Source organism: Cupriavidus sp. 96C5-1 (assembly GCF_057798855.1).
In genome coordinates this window covers 80,952-103,511 of sequence record NZ_JBYOJU010000010.1, presented here as the reverse complement: position 1 = coordinate 103,511, position 22,560 = coordinate 80,952, and the positions used below count along the sequence as shown (strand labels likewise).

Annotated in this window: 21 protein-coding genes; 14 read left to right on the top strand and 7 right to left on the bottom strand. The window is 67.1% G+C overall.

What is annotated here, in order from left to right; genetic code table 11:
* The first annotated feature begins 200 nt into the window (after positions 1 to 200).
* The 7 genes from AC3FOF_RS14085 (at position 201) to AC3FOF_RS14055 (ending at position 7,886) form a co-directional block, all read left to right on the top strand.
* On the top strand, positions 201 to 875 hold the full coding sequence (locus AC3FOF_RS14085; RefSeq protein ID WP_017230602.1) for a heavy metal response regulator transcription factor: 675 nt from the start codon (positions 201 to 203) through the stop codon (positions 873 to 875).
* 5 nt (positions 876 to 880) lie between these two features.
* Positions 881 to 2,266, top strand: a complete 1,386-nt coding sequence (locus tag AC3FOF_RS14080; protein ID WP_488726935.1) for a heavy metal sensor histidine kinase — start codon at positions 881 to 883, stop codon at positions 2,264 to 2,266.
* 189 nt (positions 2,267 to 2,455) lie between these two features.
* Complete coding sequence (locus tag AC3FOF_RS14075) at positions 2,456 to 3,925, top strand: alkaline phosphatase (RefSeq protein WP_488726934.1); 1,470 nt, start codon at positions 2,456 to 2,458, stop codon at positions 3,923 to 3,925.
* A 25-nt stretch (positions 3,926 to 3,950) separates the two neighbouring features.
* The gene (locus tag AC3FOF_RS14070; RefSeq protein WP_276268530.1) at positions 3,951 to 5,333 is read left to right on the top strand and encodes an alkaline phosphatase; all 1,383 of its coding nucleotides are present in this window, start codon (positions 3,951 to 3,953) and stop codon (positions 5,331 to 5,333) included.
* Positions 5,334 to 5,556: 223 nt separating this feature from the next.
* On the top strand, positions 5,557 to 6,246 hold the full coding sequence (locus AC3FOF_RS14065) for a hypothetical protein (RefSeq protein ID WP_488726981.1): 690 nt from the start codon (positions 5,557 to 5,559) through the stop codon (positions 6,244 to 6,246).
* 141 nt (positions 6,247 to 6,387) lie between these two features.
* Positions 6,388 to 7,296 carry a LysR family transcriptional regulator gene (locus tag AC3FOF_RS14060; RefSeq protein ID WP_488726933.1) on the top strand — a complete coding sequence of 303 codons (909 nt, stop codon included), beginning with the start codon at positions 6,388 to 6,390 and terminating at the stop codon, positions 7,294 to 7,296.
* A gap of 197 nt (positions 7,297 to 7,493) precedes the next feature.
* Positions 7,494 to 7,886, top strand: a complete 393-nt coding sequence (locus AC3FOF_RS14055) for a CzcE family metal-binding protein (RefSeq protein ID WP_488726932.1) — start codon at positions 7,494 to 7,496, stop codon at positions 7,884 to 7,886.
* A 203-nt stretch (positions 7,887 to 8,089) separates the two neighbouring features.
* Here AC3FOF_RS14055 and AC3FOF_RS14050 read toward each other — a convergent pair whose 3' ends face one another.
* From AC3FOF_RS14050 to AC3FOF_RS14040, 3 genes are read right to left on the bottom strand one after another with little or no spacing between them, the layout of a single operon-like run.
* Complete coding sequence (locus AC3FOF_RS14050; RefSeq protein ID WP_035810915.1) at positions 8,090 to 9,163, bottom strand: porin; 1,074 nt, start codon at positions 9,161 to 9,163, stop codon at positions 8,090 to 8,092.
* Positions 9,164 to 9,215: 52 nt separating this feature from the next.
* Positions 9,216 to 9,461 carry a hypothetical protein gene (locus tag AC3FOF_RS14045; RefSeq protein ID WP_488726931.1) on the bottom strand — a complete coding sequence of 82 codons (246 nt, stop codon included), beginning with the start codon at positions 9,459 to 9,461 and terminating at the stop codon, positions 9,216 to 9,218.
* Positions 9,458 to 10,942: an outer membrane protein assembly factor BamB family protein gene (locus AC3FOF_RS14040; protein ID WP_488726930.1), complete on the bottom strand. Its 1,485-nt coding sequence runs from the start codon at positions 10,940 to 10,942 to the stop codon at positions 9,458 to 9,460. Before AC3FOF_RS14040 ends, AC3FOF_RS14045 begins: the two co-directional genes overlap by 4 nt.
* 489 nt (positions 10,943 to 11,431) lie before the next feature.
* Between AC3FOF_RS14040 and AC3FOF_RS14035 the strand changes: the two genes are divergently transcribed.
* From AC3FOF_RS14035 to AC3FOF_RS14015, 5 genes are all read left to right on the top strand, one after another.
* Positions 11,432 to 12,427 (top strand): tripartite tricarboxylate transporter substrate binding protein, encoded by a 996-nt coding sequence (locus tag AC3FOF_RS14035; RefSeq protein ID WP_276266397.1) that lies wholly within the window; start codon positions 11,432 to 11,434, stop codon positions 12,425 to 12,427.
* Positions 12,428 to 12,459: 32 nt separating this feature from the next.
* Positions 12,460 to 12,852 (top strand): Zn-ribbon domain-containing OB-fold protein, encoded by a 393-nt coding sequence (locus AC3FOF_RS14030; RefSeq protein ID WP_276266396.1) that lies wholly within the window; start codon positions 12,460 to 12,462, stop codon positions 12,850 to 12,852.
* The gene (locus AC3FOF_RS14025; protein WP_488726929.1) at positions 12,849 to 14,015 is read left to right on the top strand and encodes a thiolase; all 1,167 of its coding nucleotides are present in this window, start codon (positions 12,849 to 12,851) and stop codon (positions 14,013 to 14,015) included. The genes AC3FOF_RS14030 and AC3FOF_RS14025 overlap by 4 nt, the downstream gene beginning before the upstream one ends.
* Positions 14,016 to 14,060: 45 nt before the next feature.
* Positions 14,061 to 16,205, top strand: coding sequence for a 3-hydroxyacyl-CoA dehydrogenase NAD-binding domain-containing protein (locus AC3FOF_RS14020; protein ID WP_488726928.1), 2,145 nt, complete (start codon positions 14,061 to 14,063; stop codon positions 16,203 to 16,205).
* A 147-nt stretch (positions 16,206 to 16,352) separates the two neighbouring features.
* Positions 16,353 to 17,426 carry an FUSC family protein gene (locus tag AC3FOF_RS14015; RefSeq protein WP_488726927.1) on the top strand — a complete coding sequence of 358 codons (1,074 nt, stop codon included), beginning with the start codon at positions 16,353 to 16,355 and terminating at the stop codon, positions 17,424 to 17,426.
* Between the two features lie 51 nt (positions 17,427 to 17,477).
* On the opposite strand, the gene AC3FOF_RS14010 is transcribed toward AC3FOF_RS14015, so the two are convergent.
* The 3 genes from AC3FOF_RS14010 to AC3FOF_RS14000 form a co-directional block, all read right to left on the bottom strand.
* On the bottom strand, positions 17,478 to 18,254 hold the full coding sequence (locus AC3FOF_RS14010) for an enoyl-CoA hydratase (RefSeq protein ID WP_488726926.1): 777 nt from the start codon (positions 18,252 to 18,254) through the stop codon (positions 17,478 to 17,480).
* Between the two features lie 9 nt (positions 18,255 to 18,263).
* On the bottom strand, positions 18,264 to 19,235 hold the full coding sequence (locus AC3FOF_RS14005; protein ID WP_276266391.1) for a Bug family tripartite tricarboxylate transporter substrate binding protein: 972 nt from the start codon (positions 19,233 to 19,235) through the stop codon (positions 18,264 to 18,266).
* A 110-nt stretch (positions 19,236 to 19,345) separates the two neighbouring features.
* On the bottom strand, positions 19,346 to 20,554 hold the full coding sequence (locus AC3FOF_RS14000) for a CaiB/BaiF CoA transferase family protein (protein ID WP_488726925.1): 1,209 nt from the start codon (positions 20,552 to 20,554) through the stop codon (positions 19,346 to 19,348).
* A gap of 315 nt (positions 20,555 to 20,869) precedes the next feature.
* Here AC3FOF_RS14000 and AC3FOF_RS13995 point away from each other — a divergent pair, with 315 nt between their 5' ends.
* Entirely contained in the window at positions 20,870 to 21,295 is a 426-nt protein-coding gene (locus AC3FOF_RS13995) for a phasin family protein (RefSeq protein ID WP_017225550.1), read from the top strand.
* Positions 21,296 to 21,459: 164 nt separating this feature from the next.
* Positions 21,460 to 21,606, top strand: coding sequence for a DUF3096 domain-containing protein (locus AC3FOF_RS13990; protein ID WP_017225549.1), 147 nt, complete (start codon positions 21,460 to 21,462; stop codon positions 21,604 to 21,606).
* Positions 21,607 to 21,726: 120 nt separating this feature from the next.
* Here AC3FOF_RS13990 and phaP read toward each other — a convergent pair whose 3' ends face one another.
* The gene (gene phaP / locus AC3FOF_RS13985) at positions 21,727 to 22,293 is read right to left on the bottom strand and encodes a TIGR01841 family phasin (protein ID WP_017225548.1); all 567 of its coding nucleotides are present in this window, start codon (positions 22,291 to 22,293) and stop codon (positions 21,727 to 21,729) included.
* Positions 22,294 to 22,560 lie beyond the last annotated feature (267 nt).

The window sequence follows — 22,560 nt, the reverse complement described above, 5'->3', positions numbered from 1 at the left end:
GCGGGCAGGGCACAGGCTCCGGCCGCCCGTTCTGGGGTTCGATGGCCGGATTCTAGAAAGCGCGGGGGGTGGGGAACGTGGTCGATTCGATTACAGATTTGTCATTCAGGGCCGCCCTGGCAGCGGCTATCATCCGAGCATGCGAGGTGCCGCGCGGTGTCGCGAAGTGCCTTGCCGGCATTGGCCAGACGAGGACGAGCATGCGGATTCTGGTGGTGGAGGACGAGCCCAAGACCGGGGAGTACCTGCGCAAGGGACTGACCGAGTCTTCCTTCGTGGTCGACCTGGCCGTGACCGGCGCCGATGGCCTGCACCAGGCGCTGGAAGTCAGCTATGACCTGGTCATTCTCGACGTGATGCTGCCCGGCATGAACGGCTGGGAAGTGCTCAAGCAACTGCGCGAACACAAGGACACGCCCGTGCTGTTCCTGACCGCGCGCGACGAGGTGGAAGACCGCGTGCGGGGCCTGGAGCTGGGCGGAGACGATTATCTCGCCAAGCCGTTCGCCTTCGTCGAGCTGCTGGCGCGGGTGCGCACGCTGCTGCGCCGCGGCCCGGTGCGGGAGGCCGACCGCATCGAGATCGAAGACCTCGAGATCGACCTGATCCGACACCGCGTGACGCGCGCCGGCCGGCGCATCGAACTCACGCCGCGCGAGTTTTCGCTGCTGCATTTCCTGGCGCGCCGGCACAGCGAGGTGCTGAGCCGCACGCAGATCGCCTCCCATGTGTGGGACATGAACTTCGACAGCGACACCAATGTGGTGGACGTGGCGGTGCGCCGCCTGCGCGCCAAGATGGATGACGATTTCCAGCCCAAGCTGATCCATACCGTGCGCGGCATGGGCTATGTGCTGGAAAGCCGGCAGTCCTGACGCCGATGCGCAGGCTTTCGCTCACCGCCCGCCTGGCGTTCGCCTTTGGCCTGGTGGCGGCCATCGTGTTCGGCGGCGCGGGTGCCTATCTTTATCGCGCGATGGCCACGCAGGTGATCGAGCGCGACGATGCGGAGCTGCTGCGCAAGGCGGTGCGCGTGCACAACGAGTTGATGGAACAGGGTGCCGGCGCCAGCGCCGACTGGCGCGAAGTAGGCAGCGTCGTGACCGGCAACGACGAGTACGCGCTCATCGTGCGCGCGGCCAGCGGTACCGTGCTGGTGGCGGCCAATACCGGCAAGGACGGGCCACCCGTGCTGGCGTCGCAGGCGCCCGATGCGCCCTTCGGCCCCGAGTCGATCCGCACCTGGGCCACGCGGCAGGGATATCCGGTGCGCGGCGTGCAGGCGCTGGTGCGCACCGGTGCCGGGGCGCCGGCGCTGACTTTCACGCTCTACCAGACCGCCATCTCCCGTACCACGCTGCTGCGTGTCTACCGTGCCCGGCTGTTGCTGACGGCGCTGTTCGGTACGCTGGCGGTGGCCGGGCTCGGCTACCTGGCGCTGCGCGCCGGCATGGCGCCGTTGCGGCGCATCGCCACCGGGGCCTCGTCGGTAACCGTGCGGCGGCTTGAATTGCCGGTCGACCCCGCGCAACTCCCGCCCGAGCTGGCGGAACTGGCGGCGGCCTTGCAGCAGATGATGGACCGGCTGCGCGATGGCTTCGAGCGGCTTTCCCAATTTTCCGCCGACCTCGCGCACGATTTCCGCACGCCCATCGGCAACCTGCTCGGGCAGAGCCAGGTGGCGCTGGCCAGCGAGCGCAGCGCCGACGAATACCAGGCCCTGCTGGCGTCCAATATCGAGGAGTACGAGCGGCTTGCCCGCATGATCGAGAACATGTTGTTCCTGGCCCGGGCCGAGAATGCCCGCGTGGCGGTCAAGCCGGCGACGCTGGACCTGGCGCGCGAGCTGGGTGCGCTGTCCGACTACTTCGAGGGACTGGCCGAGGCGCGCGGCGTGGCCATCGCCGTGGAGGGCGGCGGCCAGGTGCGCGCCGACCCGCTGCTGCTGCGGCGCGCGGTCAGCAACCTGGTCGCCAATGCCATCCGCTTCACGCCGGCCGGGCAGGCCGTCGTGATGGCGGCGGCGTCCGGCCCGTCCGGCAGCAGCATCGAGGTGCGCAACCCCGGCGCCGGCATCGCGCCGGAGCACCTGCCCAAGCTGTTCGACCGCTTTTTCCGCGCCGATCCGGCCCGCGCCAACTCCGGCGAATCGTCGGGGGTGGGGCTGGCCATCGTCAAGTCCATCATGGACCTGCACAATGGCCGGGTAGCCGTGCGTTCCGAGCCCGGCGGCATGACGGTTTTCACGCTGTTCTTCCCGGCCTGAAGCGCGCGCCGGATGCCGGTTTTCCCCCGCCGATCCAACGCTCGCGCGAGGTGGCGCGCCAGCCCGATTGCCGTCGCTGCAGCCGGTATATGACATAAATATTTCAGCTTGATTCTTTTGCAAGTGTTTCTGTCATGCTCCTGCCATATGACTCAAGCATCCTTCCGGCGACTTCAACCGGGAGGAATCATGAGAAAAATGACGATGCTGGCCGCCGCGACGTTGTCGCTCGCGCTGGCCGCATGTGGCAGCGACGGCGACAACAAGGCCAGCAATGGCAGCAACGAGACGCCCGCCACGACACCGCCTGTCGCTTCGACGCCGGCGAAGAACGTTGTGTTCTTCCTTGGCGACGGCATGGGCCTGAACACGATGACCGCGGCGCGGATCTACAAGGTCGGCGAAGATGGCGACCTGACCATGGACACCCTGCCGGAAACCGGCTTTGTCCGTACCTATTCGAACAACGCCCAGGTCACCGACAGCGCGCCTTCCATGGCGGCCTACATGACCGGCGTGAAGATGAACAACGAGGTCATCTCGATGACCCCCGACACCAGCGCCTACGACGCCAGCGGCAAGGATTACCTGTCGGGCGCCGACAGCACCTGCCCCACGTCCGGCAATGGCCGTGCCGTGCCGACCCTGCTCGAGCAGATGAAGGGCGCCGGCTACGGTACCGGGGTGGTCACCACCACGCGCATCACGCACGCCACGCCGGCCGCCACCTATGCGCATATCTGCCATCGCGATGGCGAGAACAACATCGCCGCCCAGCTCGTGCCCAACGGCCCGGGCTACAACACGGCATTGGGCGATGGCGTGGACGTGATCTTCGGCGGTGGCCGCAAGCACTTCCAGCCGACCACCGTCAGCGGCGGCGCGCGTACCGACAAGCGCGACCTGCTGGCCGAGCTCAAGGCCGCGGGCTATACCTATGCCGCGAACCGTGCCGACTTCGACAAGATCGATCCGGCTTCCGCCAAGAAGACGGTGGGCCTGTTCACCGGCAGCCACATGGCCTACGATCTCGACCGCGTGCCGGCCGAAGAACCCAGCCTGGCCGACATGACCGGCAAGGCGATCGACCTGCTGGCAGCGAAGAAGAAAGGCTTTTTCCTGATGGTGGAAGGCGGCCGCATCGACCACGCGCTGCATGAGACCACCGCGCGCAAGGCGCTGCAGGATACCGCCGCGTTCGACGATGCCATCAAATCGGCCATCGCCAAGCTCAATGCGATCGACCCGGGCCTGAAGAACACGCTGATCGTGGTCACCGCCGACCATGACCACACCCTGGTGCTCAACGGTTACGCCAAGCGCACCGGCAAGACCACCGATGCCAACCCCGGCGTGCTGGGCCTGCTGAAGAACTACGTCACCGGCGCCAACAACATCGACTCCTCGGGCAACCCGTTCACCATCATCGGCTTCGGCAACGGCGAGAACCGCCCGAGCACGCGCACCGCGCTGACCGATGCGCAGGTGTACGACAAGAACTACCACCAGGAAGCCGTGATTCCGATGGCCGCGGGCGGCGAGACGCACGGCGGCACCGATGTCTTCATCGGCGCAATCGGCAATGGCGCGAGCAACTTCACCGGTGTGATGGACAACACCGAAGTGTTCGGCCTGATCAAGAAATCACTGGGTCTGTGAACCCTACGCTGACGGAATACACATCATGAAAAAAACGATGACCGGCCTGTCGGCTGCCGCGCTGGCCGCCGCCTGCCTCTCCACCCCCGCGCTGGCCGCTGGCGAAGCCCGCAACGTGATCTTCTTCCTGGGTGACGGCATGGGCCCCACCACGGTGACCGCCTCGCGCATCTACAAGTACGGCGAGACCGGCAAGCTGACCATGGAATCGCTCAAGCGCACCGCGCGCATCAAGACCTATTCGAACGATGCGCAGACCACCGACAGCGCACCGTCGATGGCGGCCTACATGACCGGTGTCAAGATGAACAACGAGGTCATCTCGATGTCCGCCGACACCAAGGCCAGCGATGCCGCCGGCAAGGGCTATGTATCGGGCTCCGACACGACCTGCCCCGCCGGCAACGGCTCGCCGGTGACAACCCTGCTGGAACTGTCCAAGGGCGCGGGCAAGGCGGTCGGCGCGGTGACCACCACGCGCGTCACGCACGCCACCCCGGCGGCCACCTACTCGCACATCTGCCATCGCGACGGCGAGAACCAGATCGCGGCGCAGGGAACGCCGGGCAACAGCCTGTTCAACCCCGCGCTCAAGGATGGCCTCGACGTGCTGCTGGGCGGCGGCCTGCGCCACTTTCTCCCGGTGGCTGCGGGCGGCAAGCGCACGGATGGCGCCGACCTGACGGTCCAGTTCCAGAATGCCGGCTACACCTACGTCAAGACCGGCACCGCGCTGAATGCGGTGGATCCGGCGGCAACCGGCAAGCTGCTCGGCCTGTTCAACGCTGACCACATGAGCTACAACCTGGACCGGGTCAGGGACAAGCTCGACGAGCCGAGCCTGGCCGACATGACCGAGAAGGCCATCCGGATCCTGGGCAAGAATCCCAAGGGCTATTTCCTGATGGTCGAAGGCGGCCGTATCGACCACGCCCTGCACGGCACCAATGCCAAGCGCGCGCTGGAAGACACCATTGCCTTCGACGACGCCATCAAGCGCGCCCTGTCGATGGTGGACCTGTCCAACACCCTGGTGGTGGTCACGGCGGATCATGACCACACCATGACCATCAATGGCTACTCGCACCGCGGCAATCCCATCCTCGGCAAGACCACCGATGTGAAAACCAGGAAACCGGTGGCCGCGGCCGACGGCAAGCCCTATACCACCCTGGTGTTCGGCAATGGCGGCACGACGCGCAAGCAGACGCGCGACGACCTGACTGCGGTCGATACCACGGATGATGCCTATCGGCAGGAAGTCGGCGTGGTGATGAGCGATGGCTCGGAAACCCACGGCGGCGGCGACGTGATGCTGTTCTCGGGCGGCGCGGGCAGCGCGCCGCTCAAGGGCACCATCGACAACACCAAGGTGTTCGGCGTGGTCAAGACGGCGCTCGGCCTCTAAGCGGCGCTGGCGGTAGACGCCCGGCCGCCGCGTTGTCCGGCGGCGGTCCCGGGCTGCGGTATGGCACGCCGGCATGTTGCCGGCGTGCGCCGTTTTCAAGAGTCACGAATCACGAATCACGAATCACGAGATCCAGATGCAAGTTCGCAGCAACCTTGGCGCCCTGGCCGCTTCCGTCTTTCCGGGGGCTTCCGTTTTCCTGGCCGCGCGCGGCCGCGCCCGCATGCTCGGCGGCCTGCTGGCTGGCCTGGCGGCCATCCTGAGCCCCATCGCACTCGCCGCGCCGGCGACGCCGGCCGGCGCACCGCTCGCGCTGCGCGTGGAGCACCAGCTTTCGTCGCTCGGCGGCGACGGCGTCAAGCGCGACGTTGCCTTCGCCGAACGCGTGTACCGGGCAGGCAATGCCGTCTGGATCGAACGCGAACTGCCGCGTGGCGTGCCCCATGAGCATGAGCAAGAGTCCGGCAAGGGCGGCGGCGGGCATAAGCATGTGGACTTGTCCACGGCGGCCCGCTGGATCGAGAACCCGCCCTCCGGCAAGCTGTCGGTGACGGTGGTCAGCGACCACCTGAAGAAGGTGTTCGATGTGAAGCCCGCCGAATACGGCAATATCGGCTTCGACGGATCATGGCCCACCGCCTACCACCTGCTCGACCCGGCCGCGCTCAAGCAGATGCGCGCGGTGGGGCCGCTGCGCAACGGGGCGCAGCAGTACCAGGCGCAGCGCGGGGGCGAATCCGTCACGGTCTGGTGGGACGTTGCCGGGCAGTTCCCGCGCTCGGTGGAGTCGCGCAATGCCGGCGGCACGTCGACCAAGCTCACGCGCGTGACCACCGTGGCCACGCCACAGCGCGCCCCGTGGGAACGCGCCCGCGCCTACGCGCGTGGCGAGTACACCGACCTGATGGACTGAGGCGGGCGAGGCGGGCACGTCCCGCCCCCGCTTCCGTGCGCGTCCGGCGCCATGCCTTAGAATGGGGCGCCTTCGTCTGCGTTGTCCGTCTGCCGGAATTGCCAGCCGTGCGCACGAGGGCTGACCGATTCCGGGAGCCCGATGCGCTACGAACTGACCGACCTGCGCCTGTTCCAGGCCATTGCAGAAGCCCAAAGCCTGTCCAGCGGCGCTTCCGCCATCCACATCACGGCGTCCGCCGCCAGCTACCGGCTGAAGAATCTCGAGCACGCCATGGGCACGCCCCTGTTCGTGCGCAGCGCGCGCGGCATGGAGCTGACGCCCGCCGGCGAAACCCTGCTGGTGCACGTGCGCGAACTGCTGCGGGGCGTGGAGCGCATGCATGGCGAGGTCGGGCGCTTCTCCGCCGGGCTCAAGGGCCATATCCGGCTGCTGGCCAACAGCAGTTCGCTCAACGGGTTCATCATTCCCAGCGTGAGCCGCTTCCTTGCCGCCAACCCCGACGTCAACCTCGACCTCGAGGAGCGCGCCAGCCCCGCCATCGTGTCGGCGGTGGCGGCGCAGGAGGCGGATATCGGCATCCTGGCCGGCGACATCGATGCCAGCGAAGTGCGCGCCGTGCGCTACGCCGTGGACGAACTGATCCTGGCCGTGCCCGCAGGCCATCCGCTAGCGCGCCAGCCCGAACTGCGCTTTGGCGCCGCGCTGGATTTCGATTTCGTCTGCATGAGCCGGAGCAGCAGCAACTTCCTGTTCCTGCGCGATATGGCGCAGCGCGCCGGCAAGAGCCCGAATGTGCGCTTGCACGCCCATAGCTTCGACGCCGCGCTGTCTCTGGTGGAGGCTGGCGTGGGCGTGGCGCTGGTGCCGCGCAGCGTGGCCGCGCCGGCCCTGCGCGAGGCGCGGGTGGCCGGGGTGCGGCTGGCCGAGAACTGGGCCCGGCGCGAGTTGAACCTGATCGTGCGCGCCGATGGCAAGCTGCCGTCCTTCACGGCTGCCTTCGTGCAGTTCCTGCTCGACGATCCCCGCGTCGCCGCTACGCGCGACTAAGGCGCGGCCCGGCGCCCGACGCCCGACTGCCGGCGGATGGCATCGCGCCGGGAGTGGCCGACGCGCCATGCCATGAAAAAAACGACTCGATTCAAAGTGTATATATCATTTTTAGAATGCATGCGGCGTCGCTAGACTTTCCTCATGCCTACCCACAAAAGCACTCCACAAAACCGGGCGGGCACAAGGAACGAACCATGACCAAGAAGCAAAAGCAGAAACTTGCCGCCACGCTGGCACTCTCCATTCTCAGCATTTCGTCGGCCTGGAGCGCCAATGCCCCGGCGGGCAGCCCCAACACGCACGAGGCCGTGCAGGCCAAGGCCAGCAAGGTGGCGGCCCTGTTCGGCAGCCCGGCCGCCATCGGTAACACCACGCGCACGGTAACCCTGGCGCCCGGCATGAACTACGTGAACGTCGCATCGGGGGAATCGGTTGCCTTCCGCGCCGGCGACAAGACCGTCGGCTGGACCTTCCTGGAAGCGGTTGGCGGCACCTCGGTCGACATGAAGACCATCTTTCCCGAGATGGCCGAGGCCAAGGGTATCCGCGTGTATATCGCCCCCAGCCGGATGTTCAGCGGAGGCTGATTCCGCAAGCCGGTGGCCCCCGCCGCTCTTGACGGCACGCGAGCACGCGCAAAAAAAATTGGCCGGCAGCAATGCCGGCCAAAACGTCCTTGGACTCAGTGAAGGAGACTAAGGTCGATATGACTTGTCTCTGGCGCGCTCCCCGCGGGAGGCGCCCGGCGGGCGGCCCGAATCCGGATCGGGCCGCCGGGCCGCAAGGGAGATCAGAAGCGGTGACGCACGCCAACCATGGCGCCGGTCTGGTTCTGGCCAGGCAGGGTGTTCATCGCGTTGGTCACGCCGTAGGTTGCCTGACCCTTGTTCTTGACATAACCCAGCAGCAGGTAGGCGTCGGTGCGCTTGGACAGGGCATAGTCGGCGTTCAGCACGAACATCAGCGAGTCGTTGGCGTCCTTGCGGGCGTCGGTGTAGTAAGCGGCGCCGGTCAGGCTGAAGGCTGGGGTGAACTTGTACAGTGCGCCAACCCAGTACAGGTTGTCCTGGCGGACTACGGTGGCGCTGGTGATTTCGTCGCGCATCCAGCGGTAGCCGGCGAACAGCTTGGCATCACCGAAGGCATATGAGGCGCCGATGGCCGCGCGCTTGGCCGCGGCGCCGGAGGTTGCAATGGTGCTGCCCTGGTACTGGTCATAGGCGACACCCACCGAGACCGGGCCGGTGGCATACGCCAGGCCGCCGCCAAAGTTGGTGCCAACCTTGAAGTGGCCCGGCACTTCGCCGCCGTTGGCGATGGTGCTGTCGCGGCCAAAGCTGTAGAAGCCGGTGGCGGTCAGGCCGCCGAACTTGCCGGTGTACTTGGCGGCGTTGTCGGCACGGCCGTTGAAGCCCTGGGTGTCGACCGAGTTGAGCGAGTAGCTGGTGCCGGCACCCATCGGGTCGTAGGCGCCGAACAGGTCATACAGGGAGTTCTGCTGGCGGCCGAGCGTGACGGCGCCGAAGTCGCCCTGCAGGCCGACGTAGGCCTGGCGGCCGAACAGGCGGTTACCCTGGCCGGATTTGCCCGTGTCGAGGTCAAAGCCGCTTTCCAGCACGAAGATGCCCTTCAGGTTGTTGCCGAGGTCCTCCGCGCCGCGAATGCCCCAGCGCGAGCCGGAGAGGCCGCCGGACGTCACGCCCGTGACCGAGCCGCCGCCGTTGGGGCCTTGCACGTGGCTCTGGAAGCTAACGCCGGCATCGGCAATGCCGTAGAGCGTCACGCTGGAGGATTGGGCGAATGCAGCGCCGGAAGCGGCGCACGCTGCGGCTGCGGCGGTCAATGCGAGGAGAGTTTTTTTCACTGTCGATCTCGGTTTCTTGTCTGAGCGAGTAGGGGTCCTGCGCCGGGGAGAGTCATGGAGGCAAGGCGAGCCAGGACTGTCCACCGATCGGCAGCGAGATTGTGAGAGAGAAATGTGACAGCAATAAGTAAACAGTTATGAAAAAATAGATCGTATTATTTTGAAATACGAAATGAATGATCGGAGGCGGCGCAGGCACTGGCTTGCGCAAGGCCGCCAGGTCGGGCTGACGGCGCATGGTGTTGAAGAGATCGCCGAAGAACCAGCCGGTTCGCTTGCGGCCGGATCCAGGACTCACGGCGCGACGCTGAACGCGTAGATCCTGTCGTCGCCTGCCACGTAGAGCCGTCCATCCGCGGCCAGGATGGTCACGAAGTGCCGCAGCCCCGGGATGCGGCCGCCCCGGCCGCCGCCGGTGAATACGGGCTGGCCGCTGTCGCCGCGGAACCCGTGCAGCCGGTTGTCGCCTTCTGCGCCGGCAATCCATACGATGCGGTCGGCGCTGCCGTCACTGGTCGTGGTGATCGGGCTACCGGCACCGTTCACCTCCGCGCACCAGGCCGTACTCAAGCCGCCGCGGGACGGCGCGCTGATCCGGAGCACGGTCAGGCCACCCGTGCCCGGGCCGCCGGGACACGCCGAGCCGTCGCCCTGGAATGCGACAAAAACGCCTCCTGGTCCTGAATAGGACGCAGGGCCGTTGCGGATCGGCCCCTGCGACACCTGCCGCACATCGAGCGCACCTCCGATGCCGCCCAGATTTTCCCGGTCCAGCAGATACGCCTTGCCGTCCTTGCCCAACGCGACGATCAGCCGCCGCCCGTGCAGGTCGATCGGCATCGGGTTGGTGCCGCCGAGGTCGAGGTCGTCCTGGTCCAGCCGCAGCCAGTCGGCCGGCGCAAACGCGTCGCGTGGGCTTGCGGACCTGTGCAGATCGGGAGCGAGGCGAATGACGGCCTCGCCATCGCTCCAGGTGCGCACGCCGCCGGTGTTGCCAGTGGCGACGAACAGGGCACCGTCGGCCGCGGCGATTCCCCCCGGTGCCCAAATACCGCCCTTGCGCCCGCGGGTCTCCCAGCCGCCGAACACGCCGGGACGGTCGAGCCGCAGGCCGACCACCCAGCCATGGTAGTCGCCGCAGTCGCCGAAATGGCCGCCGTACGGCACGAACAGCCGTCCATCGAGGATCACCAGCGCGCCTCGTTCATTCTGCAGGCGCGGAGCGAATGACATCCCTCGCGCCCGCAGGCCCTCGGCGATATCGACCGGCCAGCCTTGCAGTACCGAGCCGTCGCGCAGGGACAGCCCGTACACCAGGTGCCTGGGACCCGGCTGCCGAACCACCATCGCGTCGAGGTATAGCGCACCCGCCGTGGGATCGATCACCGGTGTTCCAGTGATGCCAAGTGGATCAATGTTGCCGCAGGGCAGCGCGCTGCGCGGCGCTGGCGGCCCGAGCGCGGTGCGCCAGACAGCGTGGCCGGTCGCGGCATCGAGCGCATACACGACATTGGCTTCTGTCGCGACGATCAACAGCCCGCTCGCCGCGCCAGGCGGGCGCCAGTAGAGCGGCTGGGCATAGATATGGCCCTCGACCCTGCCGTCGAAGCTGGCGTCGCGATGCAGGTGCGGCGCGCTTTGCCAGGTCAGGCCGGGCACGACATACTGCCCGCTTCGGTTGTCGGCCTGGTGATAGCCGGGGACGGCGTCGATACCCTGCGCCCACGCCGCGCCGGCATGGACGCACATTGCCAGTCCGGACAGGACGAGAAACCGCATGGTTTGTCTGGCGAGCGGCACCTGCACCTCCATCCCTGCCCAGCCGGCAACGCCTGAGCGAGCGCGAAGCCGCTAGGCGTCATGCCCTGAGCGTTGAGCAGCCTTCCCTTGAGGGCTTGATCGTCAAGCGAAATCTTAACGTCGTTCCGCTTTGTTCGTTCCGATTCAGAGCGGGGATAGAAAGGCGTCCACCTGCGCTCGCAGCGGCCTCGGCCGCTGACGGCAAAGCGATCCACGTCCCATTGCTTTCATTCGGCCCACCGATTGCGGATTCCTGGCGAATCTGTCCACCCTCTCCAAGGGCAAGCCTTTCCCAGGCCGCCCGCCCCGGAGCGTTCCAAATCCGCGAACCGCCGGTTCGAATCTTTCGGATGGCCCGGCGCCGGGCCCAAAAATATACTGGCCGGCAGCCCCAGAGCCATCGATGGCGCATCCTCGCCCGCGCCGGCCCGGCGCTCACACATAAGAACCAAAGATCCGGAGACACGCGTGAAATCCTTCCAGGCCCGCTTGCGCCTGCTCGCCCTGTGCGGCAGCGCCCTTACCGCCATCGTTGCCGCTTCGCCTGCGCTTGCCCAGCCGGATGCGTATCCTTCCAGGCCGGTCACCATCGTGGTGGCGTTTGCCCCGGGCGGCATGACCGACATCGTGGGCCGCCTGCTGGCGGCGGAGCTGTCGCAGGCGTTCAAACAGAGTTTCGTGGTGGAGAACCGCCCCGGCGCGGCCGGGCAGGTCGCCACCGAGTACGTGGCGCGCAAGCCCGACGATGGCTACACCTTGCTGCTGAGCGCCACCGGCCATGTGATCGCGCCGGCGGTGCAGAAGAGCGTGCGTTACCAGCCCGTGAAGGATTTCGAGCCGATCGCGCTGATCGCCAAGGCGCCGAACCTGCTGGTGGTGAATCCGTCGGTACCCGTCAAGACCGTGCAGGAGTTCGTCAAATGGGCGAAAGCGCAGCCCAGCGTGCCCTATGGCTCGGCCGGCGTGGGCGGGTCCACCCACCTGGCCGGAGAGTTGTTCCGGCAGGTGGCCGGCGTGCCGCTGGTGCATGTTCCGTACAAGGGTGCGTCGCCTTCCACCAACGACGTGGTGGCAGGGCAGATCCCGATGGTGTTCCAGGATTCCATGAGCGTCTCGGCCTTTATCGCCGCCGGCAAGCTGCGCCCGATCGCGGTCACCAGTGCTGAGCGCAGCAAGCTGTTCCCCGATCTGCCCACCATTGCCGAAGCCGGCTACAAGAACTACGACCTCTATACCTGGCTGGGCCTGTACGCGCCGGCCGGCACGCCGCCCGAGATCGTGGCGCGGCTGAACCGGGAGGCCAATCGCATCATGAGCTCGCCGGAGATGGCGGCCAGGCTGCGCAAGCAGAGCGCCGAAGCGGCGGGCACGCTGGGGCCGGCGGCATTCCGCAAGTATGTCGAGGCCGAGGTGGCCAAGTGGCAGCGCACCGTCCAGATCACCGGGGTGAAGGTGGAGGAATGAAACCGGACGAACCAGATCGCGGAGCGATATCGATGCAAAGTCAATCGGATGCGGCGGCCATGCAGGGTGCGGACGCCTTTTATTTCGGCAAGCTGGCGCAGGGCAGCTTTGTCATTCCCCGCTGCACGGATTGTGGCCGCTGGCACTTTTTCCCGCGCGTGCTGTGTCCGCACTGCGGCGCCGATGTGCTAGCGTGGCAGGCGCCGTGCGGCGGCGGCACGGTGTACTCGACCACCACGGTGCGCAGGAAGGAAGGCGACTACAACGTCTGCCTGGTCGATCTGGACGAAGGGCCAAGGATGATGAGCCGGGTCACCGGCATCGTGCCGGATGCGGTCAGGATCGGCATGCGCGTGCGGGCGGAGATCGTGCAGGAGGAGACCGGCCCGCTGCTGGTATTCGTGCCCGGCGAGGTGCAGCGATGAGCCATGCAGGAAACGCGCGCGGCGCGATCGCCATTCTCGGCACCGGGATGGCTGGCCTGGGCCACGCCGGTGGCCGCACCGAGCAGGAGATCATCGCGCAGGCGGCGCATGCAGCCGTGAAAGCCAGCGGCCTGCGCATGTGCGAGATCGACGGCATCATCACCGCCAGCCTGACCTCGCCATGGTGGGTGATGCGGATGGCCGAATACCTCGGCATCCGGCCGCGCTTTTCCGACAGCACCATGTTCGGCGGCTCGTCCTTTATCGCCGACCTGAAGATCGCGGCCATGGCGATCGAGGCCGGCGAATGCGACAACGTACTGATCTGCTACGGCAGCACGCCGCGCAGCGTGCCCAGCAGTTCGCGCCTCAACCAGATGCGGGCCGAACTGGACCCGCAGCCCTACGAGCACCCGTACAAGCCCTTCAACCCGCCCAGCAGCTACGCGTTGGCGGCGGCGCGCCATATGCACCAGTACGGCACCACGCGCACGCAACTGGCAGAGGTGGCGGTGGCCGCGCGCAAGTGGGCGCAGCGCAATCCCGATGCCTTCTCGCGCGATCCGCTCACGCTGGACGACGTGATCCACGCCAAGATGATCTCCGACCCGCTCACGGTGCGCGATTGCTGCCTGGTCACCGATGGCGCCGGGGCCTTCGTGGTCACGCGCGCCGACCGTGCGCGCGGCCTGCATGCGAAGCCGGTCTATGTGCTCGGCTGCGGCCACGCACACTGGCACCGGCAGATCTCCTGCATGGACGACGTGACGGTCACGCCCGCCGTGGAGTCGGGGCGCAAGGCATTCGCCGAGGCAGGCCTGGCGCCGGGCGACATCGACGTGGTGGAGCTGTACGATGCCTTCACCATCAACCCGATCCTGTTCCTGGAGGACCTTGGCTTCTGCGCCAAGGGCGAGGGCGGTGCCTTTGTGTCCGGCGGGCGCATCGAGCCCGGCGGCGCTTTTCCGATGAACACCAACGGTGGCGGGCTGTCCTGCACCCATCCGGGCATGTACAGCATCTTCCTGGTGATCGAGGCGGTCACGCAGCTGCGCGGCGAGGCTGGCGCCCGGCAGGTCGGGGGCGCCGAAGTCGCGCTGGTCCACGGCAATGGCGGCGTGCTGTCCAGCCAGGCCACGGCCATTCTTTCCACCGCGCTGTAAACGGGCGCAAGTCCGCGCCTCAACACTACCGGGATCCTGACTTTCATGACCTCCACGTTGACCTCCACGTTGACCTCTTCGTGCGCTTTCGTCGCGCTCACCTCCACCGTGCAATACGGCCGCCTGGGCCGAACCGCCGTCCTGCTGCTCGACAACCCGCCGGTAAACGGCCTGGGCGACAGCGTCCGCCTTGGCCTTTTCGGCGGCCTGGCCAGAGCCGGGCAGGACGAGGCCATCGCCGCCATCGTGATCCTCGGTGCCGGCAAGGGGTTTTGCGGGGGGGCGGATATCCGCCAGTTCAATACGCCCGCCGCTACCGCGCAGCCGATGCTGCGCCAGGTGATCGCGCGCATCGAGCAGTCGGCCAAGCCGGTGGTTGCCGCCATCCATGGCGTGGCGCTCGGCGGGGGCATGGAGCTGGCGCTGGGCTGCCATTACCGCATCGTCAGCACCGATGCCAGCCTGGGGCTGCCGGAAGTGAACCTCGGCCTGGTGCCGGGCGGCGGCGGCACGCAGCGCCTGCCGCGCCTGATCGGGGTGCCGGTGGCGCTGGACCTGATCCAGTCGGGCAGGGCCGTGCGCGGGGACCAGGCCGTGGCGCTTGGCATGGCGGACGCGTTGATGGAGGGAGAGCCGCTGGCCGCGGCAGTCGCCTTTGCCGGCCGCGTGGCGGGTTTGCCGGGCGCGCATCCCGTGATCGCCCGCAAGCCTTGCGCCGATGCCGCCGGTACGGACTTCGCGGCGCGCACCGCGGCGGTCAGCGCCAGGGCGCGCAATGCGCTGGCGCAAGGCGCGGCCATCGCCTGCGTGGAGGCGGCCACGCGGCTGCCGCTGGAGGCGGGGCTGGATGACGAGCGTGCCCGCTTCGACCAACTGGTGGCGGGCACGGAATCGAAGGCGCTGCGGCATCTCTTCTTTGCCGAACGGGAGGCGCCCAAGGTGGCGGCCTTGCCTGCCGGTGCTGCATTGCGCCCCGTCGCGCGGGTGGGCATCCTCGGCGCGGGCACCATGGGTGCCGGCATCGCCATGGCGTTCGCCAATGCCGGCATCCCCGTGATCCTGCTCGAGCAGCAACAGGCAGCGCTCGCGCGCGGACTGGCGCAGATCCGCCGCAACTACGAGATCACCGCCGGCAAGGGCAAGCTCACCGGGCAGGACATCGCGCGGCGCATGGCGTGCATCACGCCCACGCTGGACGATGCCGTGCTGGCGGACGCCGACCTGGTGATCGAAGCAGTGTTCGAGGCGTTGGCGGTCAAGCAAGCCGTGTTCGCCCGGCTCGACGCCGTCTGCAAGCCCGGCGCCATCCTCGCCACCAATACATCCCGGCTGGACATCGATGCCATCGCCGCGGCGACGTCGCGCCCGCACGATGTGATCGGGCTGCACTTCTTCAGCCCGGCCAATGTGATGAAGCTGCTGGAAGTGGTGCAAGGCGCGCGCACCGCGCCGGCGGTGACCGCCACCTGCATGAAGATGGCCCAGGCCATCGGCAAGCTCCCGGTGCTGGTGCGCGTGTGCGAAGGTTTTGTCGGCAACCGCATGCTCACCCCCTACTGGCGCGAGGCTGGCTTCTTGCTGGAGGAGGGCGCCTCGCCGCGGCAGGTGGACGGTGCTCTCACCCGTTTCGGCATGGCCATGGGCCCGCTGGCCATGGCGGATCTTGCCGGCATGGACATCAACTGGGCCACGCGCAAGCGGCTCGCGCCCACGCGCCCGGCGCACCTGCGCTACTCGAAGGTGGCCGACCGCATCTGCGAGCTGGGCCGCTTTGGCCAGAAGACGAACGCAGGCTACTACCGCTACGAGCCTGGCAGCCGGACCCCGCTGCCGGATCCCGGCATCGACGCCCTGATCCGCGCTTGCGCGGAGGAGGCCGGCGTCGCGCGCCGCGAAGTGGGCGACGAAGAGATCGTGGAGCGCTGCATGCTCGCGCTGGTCAACGAAGGCGCGCGCATCCTGGAGGAGGGCATCGCGCAGCGCGCGTCGGACATCGACGTGGTGTACGTGCATGGTTATGGCTTTCCCGCGTGGCGTGGCGGGCCGATGTTCTATGCGCAGACCATCGGGCTGGACCGCACGCTTGAGAAGATCCGGGCGCTATACGCCGGCCATGGCGAACACTGGACCCCGGCGCCGCTGCTGGTGCGGCTGGTGGCCGAGGGGCGGCGGACCTTCGCGGCCGGTTGATCCGGGGTGTGCGTTGCCCTGCCGGGGGACTTCCAGCCCAGCGTTTTCCAGGGGGCTGATGCGGCTGCGCCGGGAATCGGCACCGTCCGGCACGCCGAGGCGATAGAATTGAGCGCTTGAATATCTCGCCTTTTCAGGTAGCCCCGCATGATGTCCCCGCAAATGACCGGATTTCCTCCATCGCTGCGGCGCGTGCTGCGCCCGCTGGCGGATCCGGCGCGCCGTTACCGCCATGCCCGGCTGATTCATGCGCTCCGGGTCGGACTCGGCCTGCTGACATCGATTGCGCTGACTACCGGCATCCACCTGCCCCATGGGGAATGGGCGTCCATCACGCTGCTGGTTGTCATCGGCGGCCTGCAGCACCATGGCAATATCCGCAAGAAGGCGGCCGAGCGCGCGCTCGGCACGCTGATCGGGGCGGGGGCAGGGCTGGCGATCATCCTGCAGCAATCGTATTTCCAGGCGCCCTTGCTCAGCTACGCGCTGATCGTGGTCGCCTGCGCCATCTGCGCGTATCACGCGATCGGCAAGGGCGGCTATATCGCGCTGCTTTCCGCCATCACCATCTTCATCGTTGCCGGCCACGGCGAGAACGCGATTGCCGACGGGCTGTGGCGCACGGCGGATGTGTTGATCGGCATCGCCATCGCACTGCTGTTCTCTTTCGCCTTGCCCCTGCACGCCACCTATTCCTGGCGCTACAAGCTTGCCGAGGCCCTGCGCAGCTGCGCAAGAATGCACACGGCCATCGCCACGGATGCCAGCCTCGACAAGGCCGTCCTCCAGAAAGCCATGATCCTGCAAGGCGGCCTGCTGGTGCAATTGCGTTCCCTGATGCCTTCGGTCGCCAAGGAGACCGGGGTCTCGATGGAACAACTGGAAGCCATCCAGCACAGCATGCGCGTCAGCATCAGCCTGCTCGAGGTGCTGGCCGCCACGCGCCCGCGCGAGGAGCACGAACTGGACAGGGCCTTCCTCCGGAATCATCTCGGCGACGAGACGCGCCGCATCAACGCGATGCTGATCGGCATGGCGCGCGCGCTGACGTATGGCGTGGTCGCGCGCCTGGCGCCGCGCGGCAGTTCGCGGCTCGAGCGGGTGGCTGGCGAAGTCCCCGCGCGATGGGCTGGCTATGTATCGCTGACGCAGCGCCTGTCCGGCGAGTTCGACGCACTGCGGCAGCACCTGGCTGCTATCGCGGACCGGTGGAATATCTGATGCCGGCGAGGCGCTTCGGCCTCCGGCCGCAGCGCCCGGTCCGCTCGCCCCTTACCGCTTGCGCTGCAGGAACGCGTTCATGAAGCGCTGCGGCTCGCCGGTCTCGAAAGCGCTGCCGAACTCCGCCACGCTGTTGTCGATGGCGACCTCCAGCGGCGCTTCTTCCCACTCGCGCAGCAGCCGCTTTTGCTGCCGCAGCGCGGCGGGACCGAAGCTGGCCAGCAGCGTTGCCACGCGCTCGATTTCCGCATCGAGTTCAGCCAGCGGCACGACCTTGCTCACCAGGCCCCAGGCCAGCGCTTCGCGGGCGTCGGAGATCTCGCCGGTCAGCAGCATCCAGGCGGCGCGCGCATTGCCGATCAGCCGGGGCATCAGCGCGGCGTGGATCACGGAAGGAATGCCCACCTTGACCTCGGGCATGCCAAGCTGGGCGTTGTCCGCGGCGATGCGGATATCGCAGGCCAGTGCCAGCTCCAGGCCGCCGCCCAGGCACCAGCCCGGCATGCGCGCGATCACCGGCGCGGGGAAGTGCCGCACCGCATCGCACAGGCCGCGCAGGCCGCTGATAAAGCGCTCGCCGCTGTCGCGCGTCAGGGCGGCCATTTCCTTGATATCCGCGCCGCCGATAAAGCCTTTTTCCCCGGCGCCCTGCATGACCAGGACGCGGATCCCGTCGCGGCCCGCCAGCTCGGACACGGCGCGCGTCAGCGCGGCGATCACCGGGGTGCTCAGGATGTTCAGCGAACCTGCCTCGCGGATGGTCAGGGTGGCGACGCCGAGTGCATTGACTTCGACGCCGGCGTAGTGCTTCGTATCTGCCTGGCTCATGGCTTCGTCCTACTGCAGTTTGGTGAAATGGATATCTTCGACGACCTTCTTCCAGTGCGCGTTCTGGACCCGGATCAGGTCGCCGAATGCCTTGCGCGTGGTCGGGCTCGGCATGGCGCCTTGCTTCTCGATGGCGGCGACCACCTCGGGCTCGGCCAGCACGTGGCGCACCGCCTCGTTGAGCCTGTCCAGGATAGGCTCGGGCGTGCCGGCAGGCGCGCCCAGGCCGAACCAGGACGGGTTGTTCATGCCCGGCAGGCCGGCCTCGGCATAGGTGGGCACGTCGGGCAGCACCGCCAGCCGCTGCCTGGCCGCCACCGCCAGCGGGCGCAGGCGGTGGCCCTGGATCAGGCCGGAGGAGGAGGGGATGTTGTCGAACACGACCTGGATCTGTCCCGCCACCGCGTCGTTGAGCGCCGGGCCCAGGCCCTTGTAGGGCACGTGGAGCATCCGGGTGCCGGTCTCGTTCATGAACAGTTCGCCGTTCATATGGCTAAGGCCGCCATTGCCCGAGGAGCCGAACGAGTACTTTCCGGGATTGGCCTTCAACAGCTTGATGAAGCCGGCGAGATCGCTGGCCGGAAAGCCGGGGTTGACCACCAGCACATTGGGCACGTCGGCGAGATTGCTGATCGGCGCGAAGTCCTTGACGGGATCGTACGCCGTCTTGGCATAGACGTTGGGATTCACCGCGTGCGAGCTCTCCACTTCCATCACCAGCGTGTAGCCGTCGGGCGCCTGCCTGGCCGCGTAGGCGCTGCCAACGGCGCCGCCGGCGCCCGGGCGGTTCTCCACCACCACGGGCTGCTTGAGCACGGTGCCGAGCCGGGTGCCGACGATGCGGGCGATGATGTCGGTGGTGCCGCCGGCCGCGTAAGGCACGATCAGCTTGACCGGCTTGTCGGGGTAGGCCGAGGCGTGCGCGCCGCTGGCAAGGCCCAGGCCCGCGAGCAGGGTGGTGGCGAGGATGCGTGTGTTCAAGTCTTGTCTCCGGGTATCAATGTGGTTCTGGTGCGTCGCTGCTGTTCCGCGCTTCGTGTCTCGTGTCGTGCCTGGTGCCTGGTGCGGCCGGACCGGGAGGCCGACCGCCTTCAGGTGTCCGTGCGCATGCCCTGCATGCGTCTGTTGTATTCGCCATGCTCGTCGAGCAGGGGGGGCGGCGCGGGCGGCATCGCGCCGCCGGCCAGCATGGGATTGCGGATCATCGGCACGCGCCCAAGCACCGGGTGCTCTGCCTCCTGCACCAGCTGGCGGTGCTTGACCTGCGGATGCGCGAACACGTCTTCCATGGAATGGATCGGCCCCCACGGCACGCCGGCCGCATCGAAGGCCTGCGTCCAGCTCTGCCGGTCGCGGGTGGGGAAGAGATCGGCCAGTATCCCGCGCAGCGCCGGAAGATTGGCAATGCGTCCGGAATTGCTGGCATAGCGTGGGTCGGCCGCCAGCGCGCCAAGCCCGGCCACTTCGCAAAAGCGGGCGAACTGCGCATCGTTGCCGATGGCCAGGATCAGGTAGCCGTCCGCGCAGCGGAACACTTCGTATGGGGCGCAGTTGGGATGGGCATTGCCGCTGCGTTGGGGCGCCTTGCCTGACACCAGGTAGTTGGCCGCCTGGTTGGCGTTGAGCGCCACGGCAACGTCGAGCAGGGCGATGTCCAGGTACTCGCCCTGCCCGGTGGCATGCCGCCGCAGCAAGGCGGCCAGTACCGCCGAGGTGGCGTACATGCCTGTGGTCAGGTCCACCACGGCCACCCCGGTGCGCAGCGGGCCGGCGCCCGGCTCGCCATCGGGATGCCCCGTGTAGCTCATCAGCCCGCCCATGCCCTGGAACACGTAGTCATAGCCGGGCTTGCCGGCCATCGGGCCGCTCTGGCCGAAGCCGGTGATCGACAGGTAGACGAGGCGCGGGTTGAGCGCCTTGAGCGTTTCGTAGTCGAGCCCGTAGCGGCGCAGCGTGCCGACCTTGTAGTTCTCCACCAGCACGTCCGCTTCCAGCGCGAGTTGCCGGATTTGCGCGGCGCCCTCGGGCGTGGTGTAGTCGATGGCGACGGACTGCTTGCCGCGGTTGCAGCAGATGAAGTAAGCGGACAAGCGGTCCGTGCCTTCGCCTTCGATGCTGTCTTCGTTGCCGGCCGCTTGCAGATAGGGCGGTCCCCAGCCACGCGTATCGTCGCCGAACCCGGGGCGTTCCACCTTGGTGACGGCAGCGCCGAGGTCGGCGAGATTCTGCGTGCACCAGGGGCCGGCCAGTATCCGGGACAAATCCAGCACCTTGATGCCGGCCAGGGCCTGATGAAGCATGAGTTCTCCGCAAGACTGAATTGAAATCGAGTGTGCGGGCGAGTGTATCGGCGGGCCCCTGGCCGGGCCAGTTCAGAGTTTTGAAAGAGGCGTTCGCGGAATTCGAAGAGGCCGCGCAGCAGGCCGGGCAGGTCTGAGTGCATTCCCGGACGCTCGCGCGGCGCCGGTGCCGCTTTCCTTTCCTTGCGCCGTGCGGCACGCGCTACACTTAGGCTACCGCGTCAGCGATCGAACAACGCCACCCGGGCGGGCCTGGCGCGGACTTGTTTCCTGACTCAGTTTCCTGACTCACTACCCCCAGCGAGGAGATGCATCATGGCCAATCCGGCAAATCCGTTCACCGATTTCAGCAAGCTGCTCGAGCAGTACAAGCTTCCCGGCGTCGATATGAGCTCCGTGATCGAAGCCCGGCGCAAGGATATCGAAGCCATCGCGGAGGCCAACAAGGTCGCCTACGAGGGCATGCAGGCGCTGGTGCAGAAGCAGACGGAAATCCTCAGCAAGACCATGCAGGAAATCCAGGCCGCGGCCACGCAGATGAGCGCGGGCGGCAATCCGGCCGAGGCCATGGCCAAGCAGGGCGAGTTCGTGCAGCAGGGCTTGCAGCAGGCATTCAACAATATGCGCGAACTGGCGGAGATGGCGCAGAAGTCGCAAGCCGAGGCGCTGGCGGTGATCACCAAGCGCGCGGAGCAGAACATCGAAGAGGCGAAGAACCTGCTGAAGGGGAAAGGCAAGTAAGCGCAAGCGACAGGCTTGTCGAGGCCGCCACGCCTGTTGCGGGCGGCTTCGCCAGCAGGGATGGGGGCGCACCTCGATCACGCCCGATTCCGGCGAGCCGCGCCGCGTTGCCATGCCGTTGCGCCCAGCCTGGCGCTCGGCTCTGCGTTGAGGAAGGAGCCATCATGGTGGCCATCTCGAACGTCAGCCCGCTGATCTCGTTGATCGCGGGCATCCTGATCCTGGTCATGCCCCGGCTGCTGAACTACATCGTCGCGCTCTACCTGATCGTGATCGGCCTGCTCGGGCTGTTCGGCGGGCATCTGCGCTAAGGCTGCCTGGTGTCGTAGCGGCGCACGCGCTACGCGGTTTTCCTGCGCAGCGCGGGGGGGCCGCGCTGCGCAGAGGCGCTTTTGATTTCTGCCGCCCTTTCTTTTTTCTACGTCGCTCTCTTACTGCTTGGCGGCAGTGCCTGCGCGGCGGGCGTTCTGCTGAACCGCGCCATTGGCTACCGCGGCCGAGGCCTCGAGGTTGGACTTGACGGTTTCGGCAGCCTGCCTGGTGGCCTTCTGCACCGAGTCATAGGTATTGTTGGCGGCAGCCACCGTCGATTGCAGCAGGGCGGTCAGTGCTTCCGATCCTGCCGGCGCATTCTTCACGAAGGTATCGACGAAGTTCTGCACGCTGCGGTTGTGCTGTTCGTACTGCGCTTCCACCGTCTTGGAGAGCTCGGCCTGCGTGTTCGAGGCGATCTCGTAGACTTGGCGGGCATAGGCCAGTGCTTTCTCCGCAGCCGGCTGTGCGAGCTTGCCCGGCACGGAAATCGCGTCCTGCAAGCCATTCCCGGACAAGGCGGCCTGGATGCTGTCCTGGCTTTCGGCAAGCGCCGATCTGGCCGCCTGCAGGTTCAGTTCGGCCAGTTTCTGGAAACCGTCGAAGGCCGTATTCGTCAGCGCGAACAGGTTGGCGACGTGGGCCTTCTGAGCTTCGGCAAACTGGTCGGACGAAAAAGCGAACATGCGTGTTCTCCTGTGAATCGCCCGTCCATATGCCGGCATGCACGAAATGTGGCGTCGCCGTGATTCGGGTCGATTGTCTGGTTCGAAAGGGGAACGGTGCCTGCAATTGCGCAGTGCACCATTCAAGGGATGATTCTATGGGGCCTTATTTGGATAGCCCCTAGGGACAAACCCGGACAAAAAGTAAATCCATGCTGTTGCTGTGCAGCAAGGCATACATTTCGATTCCCTCATGAGAGGGGGTGCTGCATGCAGCACAGCGGCCAG

Excerpts from the sequence above, each read along its gene's own strand:
- AC3FOF_RS14085 (WP_017230602.1), top strand. The coding sequence starts at position 201 with ATGCGGATTCTGGTGGTGGAGGACGAGCCCAAGACCGGGGAGTACCTG.
- AC3FOF_RS14080 (WP_488726935.1), top strand. The coding sequence starts at position 881 with ATGCGCAGGCTTTCGCTCACCGCCCGCCTGGCGTTCGCCTTTGGCCTG.
- AC3FOF_RS14075 (WP_488726934.1), top strand. The coding sequence starts at position 2,456 with ATGAGAAAAATGACGATGCTGGCCGCCGCGACGTTGTCGCTCGCGCTG.
- AC3FOF_RS14070 (WP_276268530.1), top strand. The coding sequence starts at position 3,951 with ATGAAAAAAACGATGACCGGCCTGTCGGCTGCCGCGCTGGCCGCCGCC.
- AC3FOF_RS14065 (WP_488726981.1), top strand. The coding sequence starts at position 5,557 with ATGCTCGGCGGCCTGCTGGCTGGCCTGGCGGCCATCCTGAGCCCCATC.
- AC3FOF_RS14060 (WP_488726933.1), top strand. The coding sequence starts at position 6,388 with ATGCGCTACGAACTGACCGACCTGCGCCTGTTCCAGGCCATTGCAGAA.
- AC3FOF_RS14055 (WP_488726932.1), top strand. The coding sequence starts at position 7,494 with ATGACCAAGAAGCAAAAGCAGAAACTTGCCGCCACGCTGGCACTCTCC.
- AC3FOF_RS14040 (WP_488726930.1), bottom strand. The coding sequence starts at position 10,942 with ATGCGGTTTCTCGTCCTGTCCGGACTGGCAATGTGCGTCCATGCCGGC.
- AC3FOF_RS14030 (WP_276266396.1), top strand. The coding sequence starts at position 12,460 with ATGCAAAGTCAATCGGATGCGGCGGCCATGCAGGGTGCGGACGCCTTT.
- AC3FOF_RS14025 (WP_488726929.1), top strand. The coding sequence starts at position 12,849 with ATGAGCCATGCAGGAAACGCGCGCGGCGCGATCGCCATTCTCGGCACC.
- AC3FOF_RS14020 (WP_488726928.1), top strand. The coding sequence starts at position 14,061 with ATGACCTCCACGTTGACCTCCACGTTGACCTCTTCGTGCGCTTTCGTC.
- AC3FOF_RS14015 (WP_488726927.1), top strand. The coding sequence starts at position 16,353 with ATGATGTCCCCGCAAATGACCGGATTTCCTCCATCGCTGCGGCGCGTG.
- AC3FOF_RS14010 (WP_488726926.1), bottom strand. The coding sequence starts at position 18,254 with ATGAGCCAGGCAGATACGAAGCACTACGCCGGCGTCGAAGTCAATGCA.
- AC3FOF_RS14000 (WP_488726925.1), bottom strand. The coding sequence starts at position 20,554 with ATGCTTCATCAGGCCCTGGCCGGCATCAAGGTGCTGGATTTGTCCCGG.
- AC3FOF_RS13995 (WP_017225550.1), top strand. The coding sequence starts at position 20,870 with ATGGCCAATCCGGCAAATCCGTTCACCGATTTCAGCAAGCTGCTCGAG.
- AC3FOF_RS13990 (WP_017225549.1), top strand. The coding sequence starts at position 21,460 with ATGGTGGCCATCTCGAACGTCAGCCCGCTGATCTCGTTGATCGCGGGC.
- phaP (WP_017225548.1), bottom strand. The coding sequence starts at position 22,293 with ATGTTCGCTTTTTCGTCCGACCAGTTTGCCGAAGCTCAGAAGGCCCAC.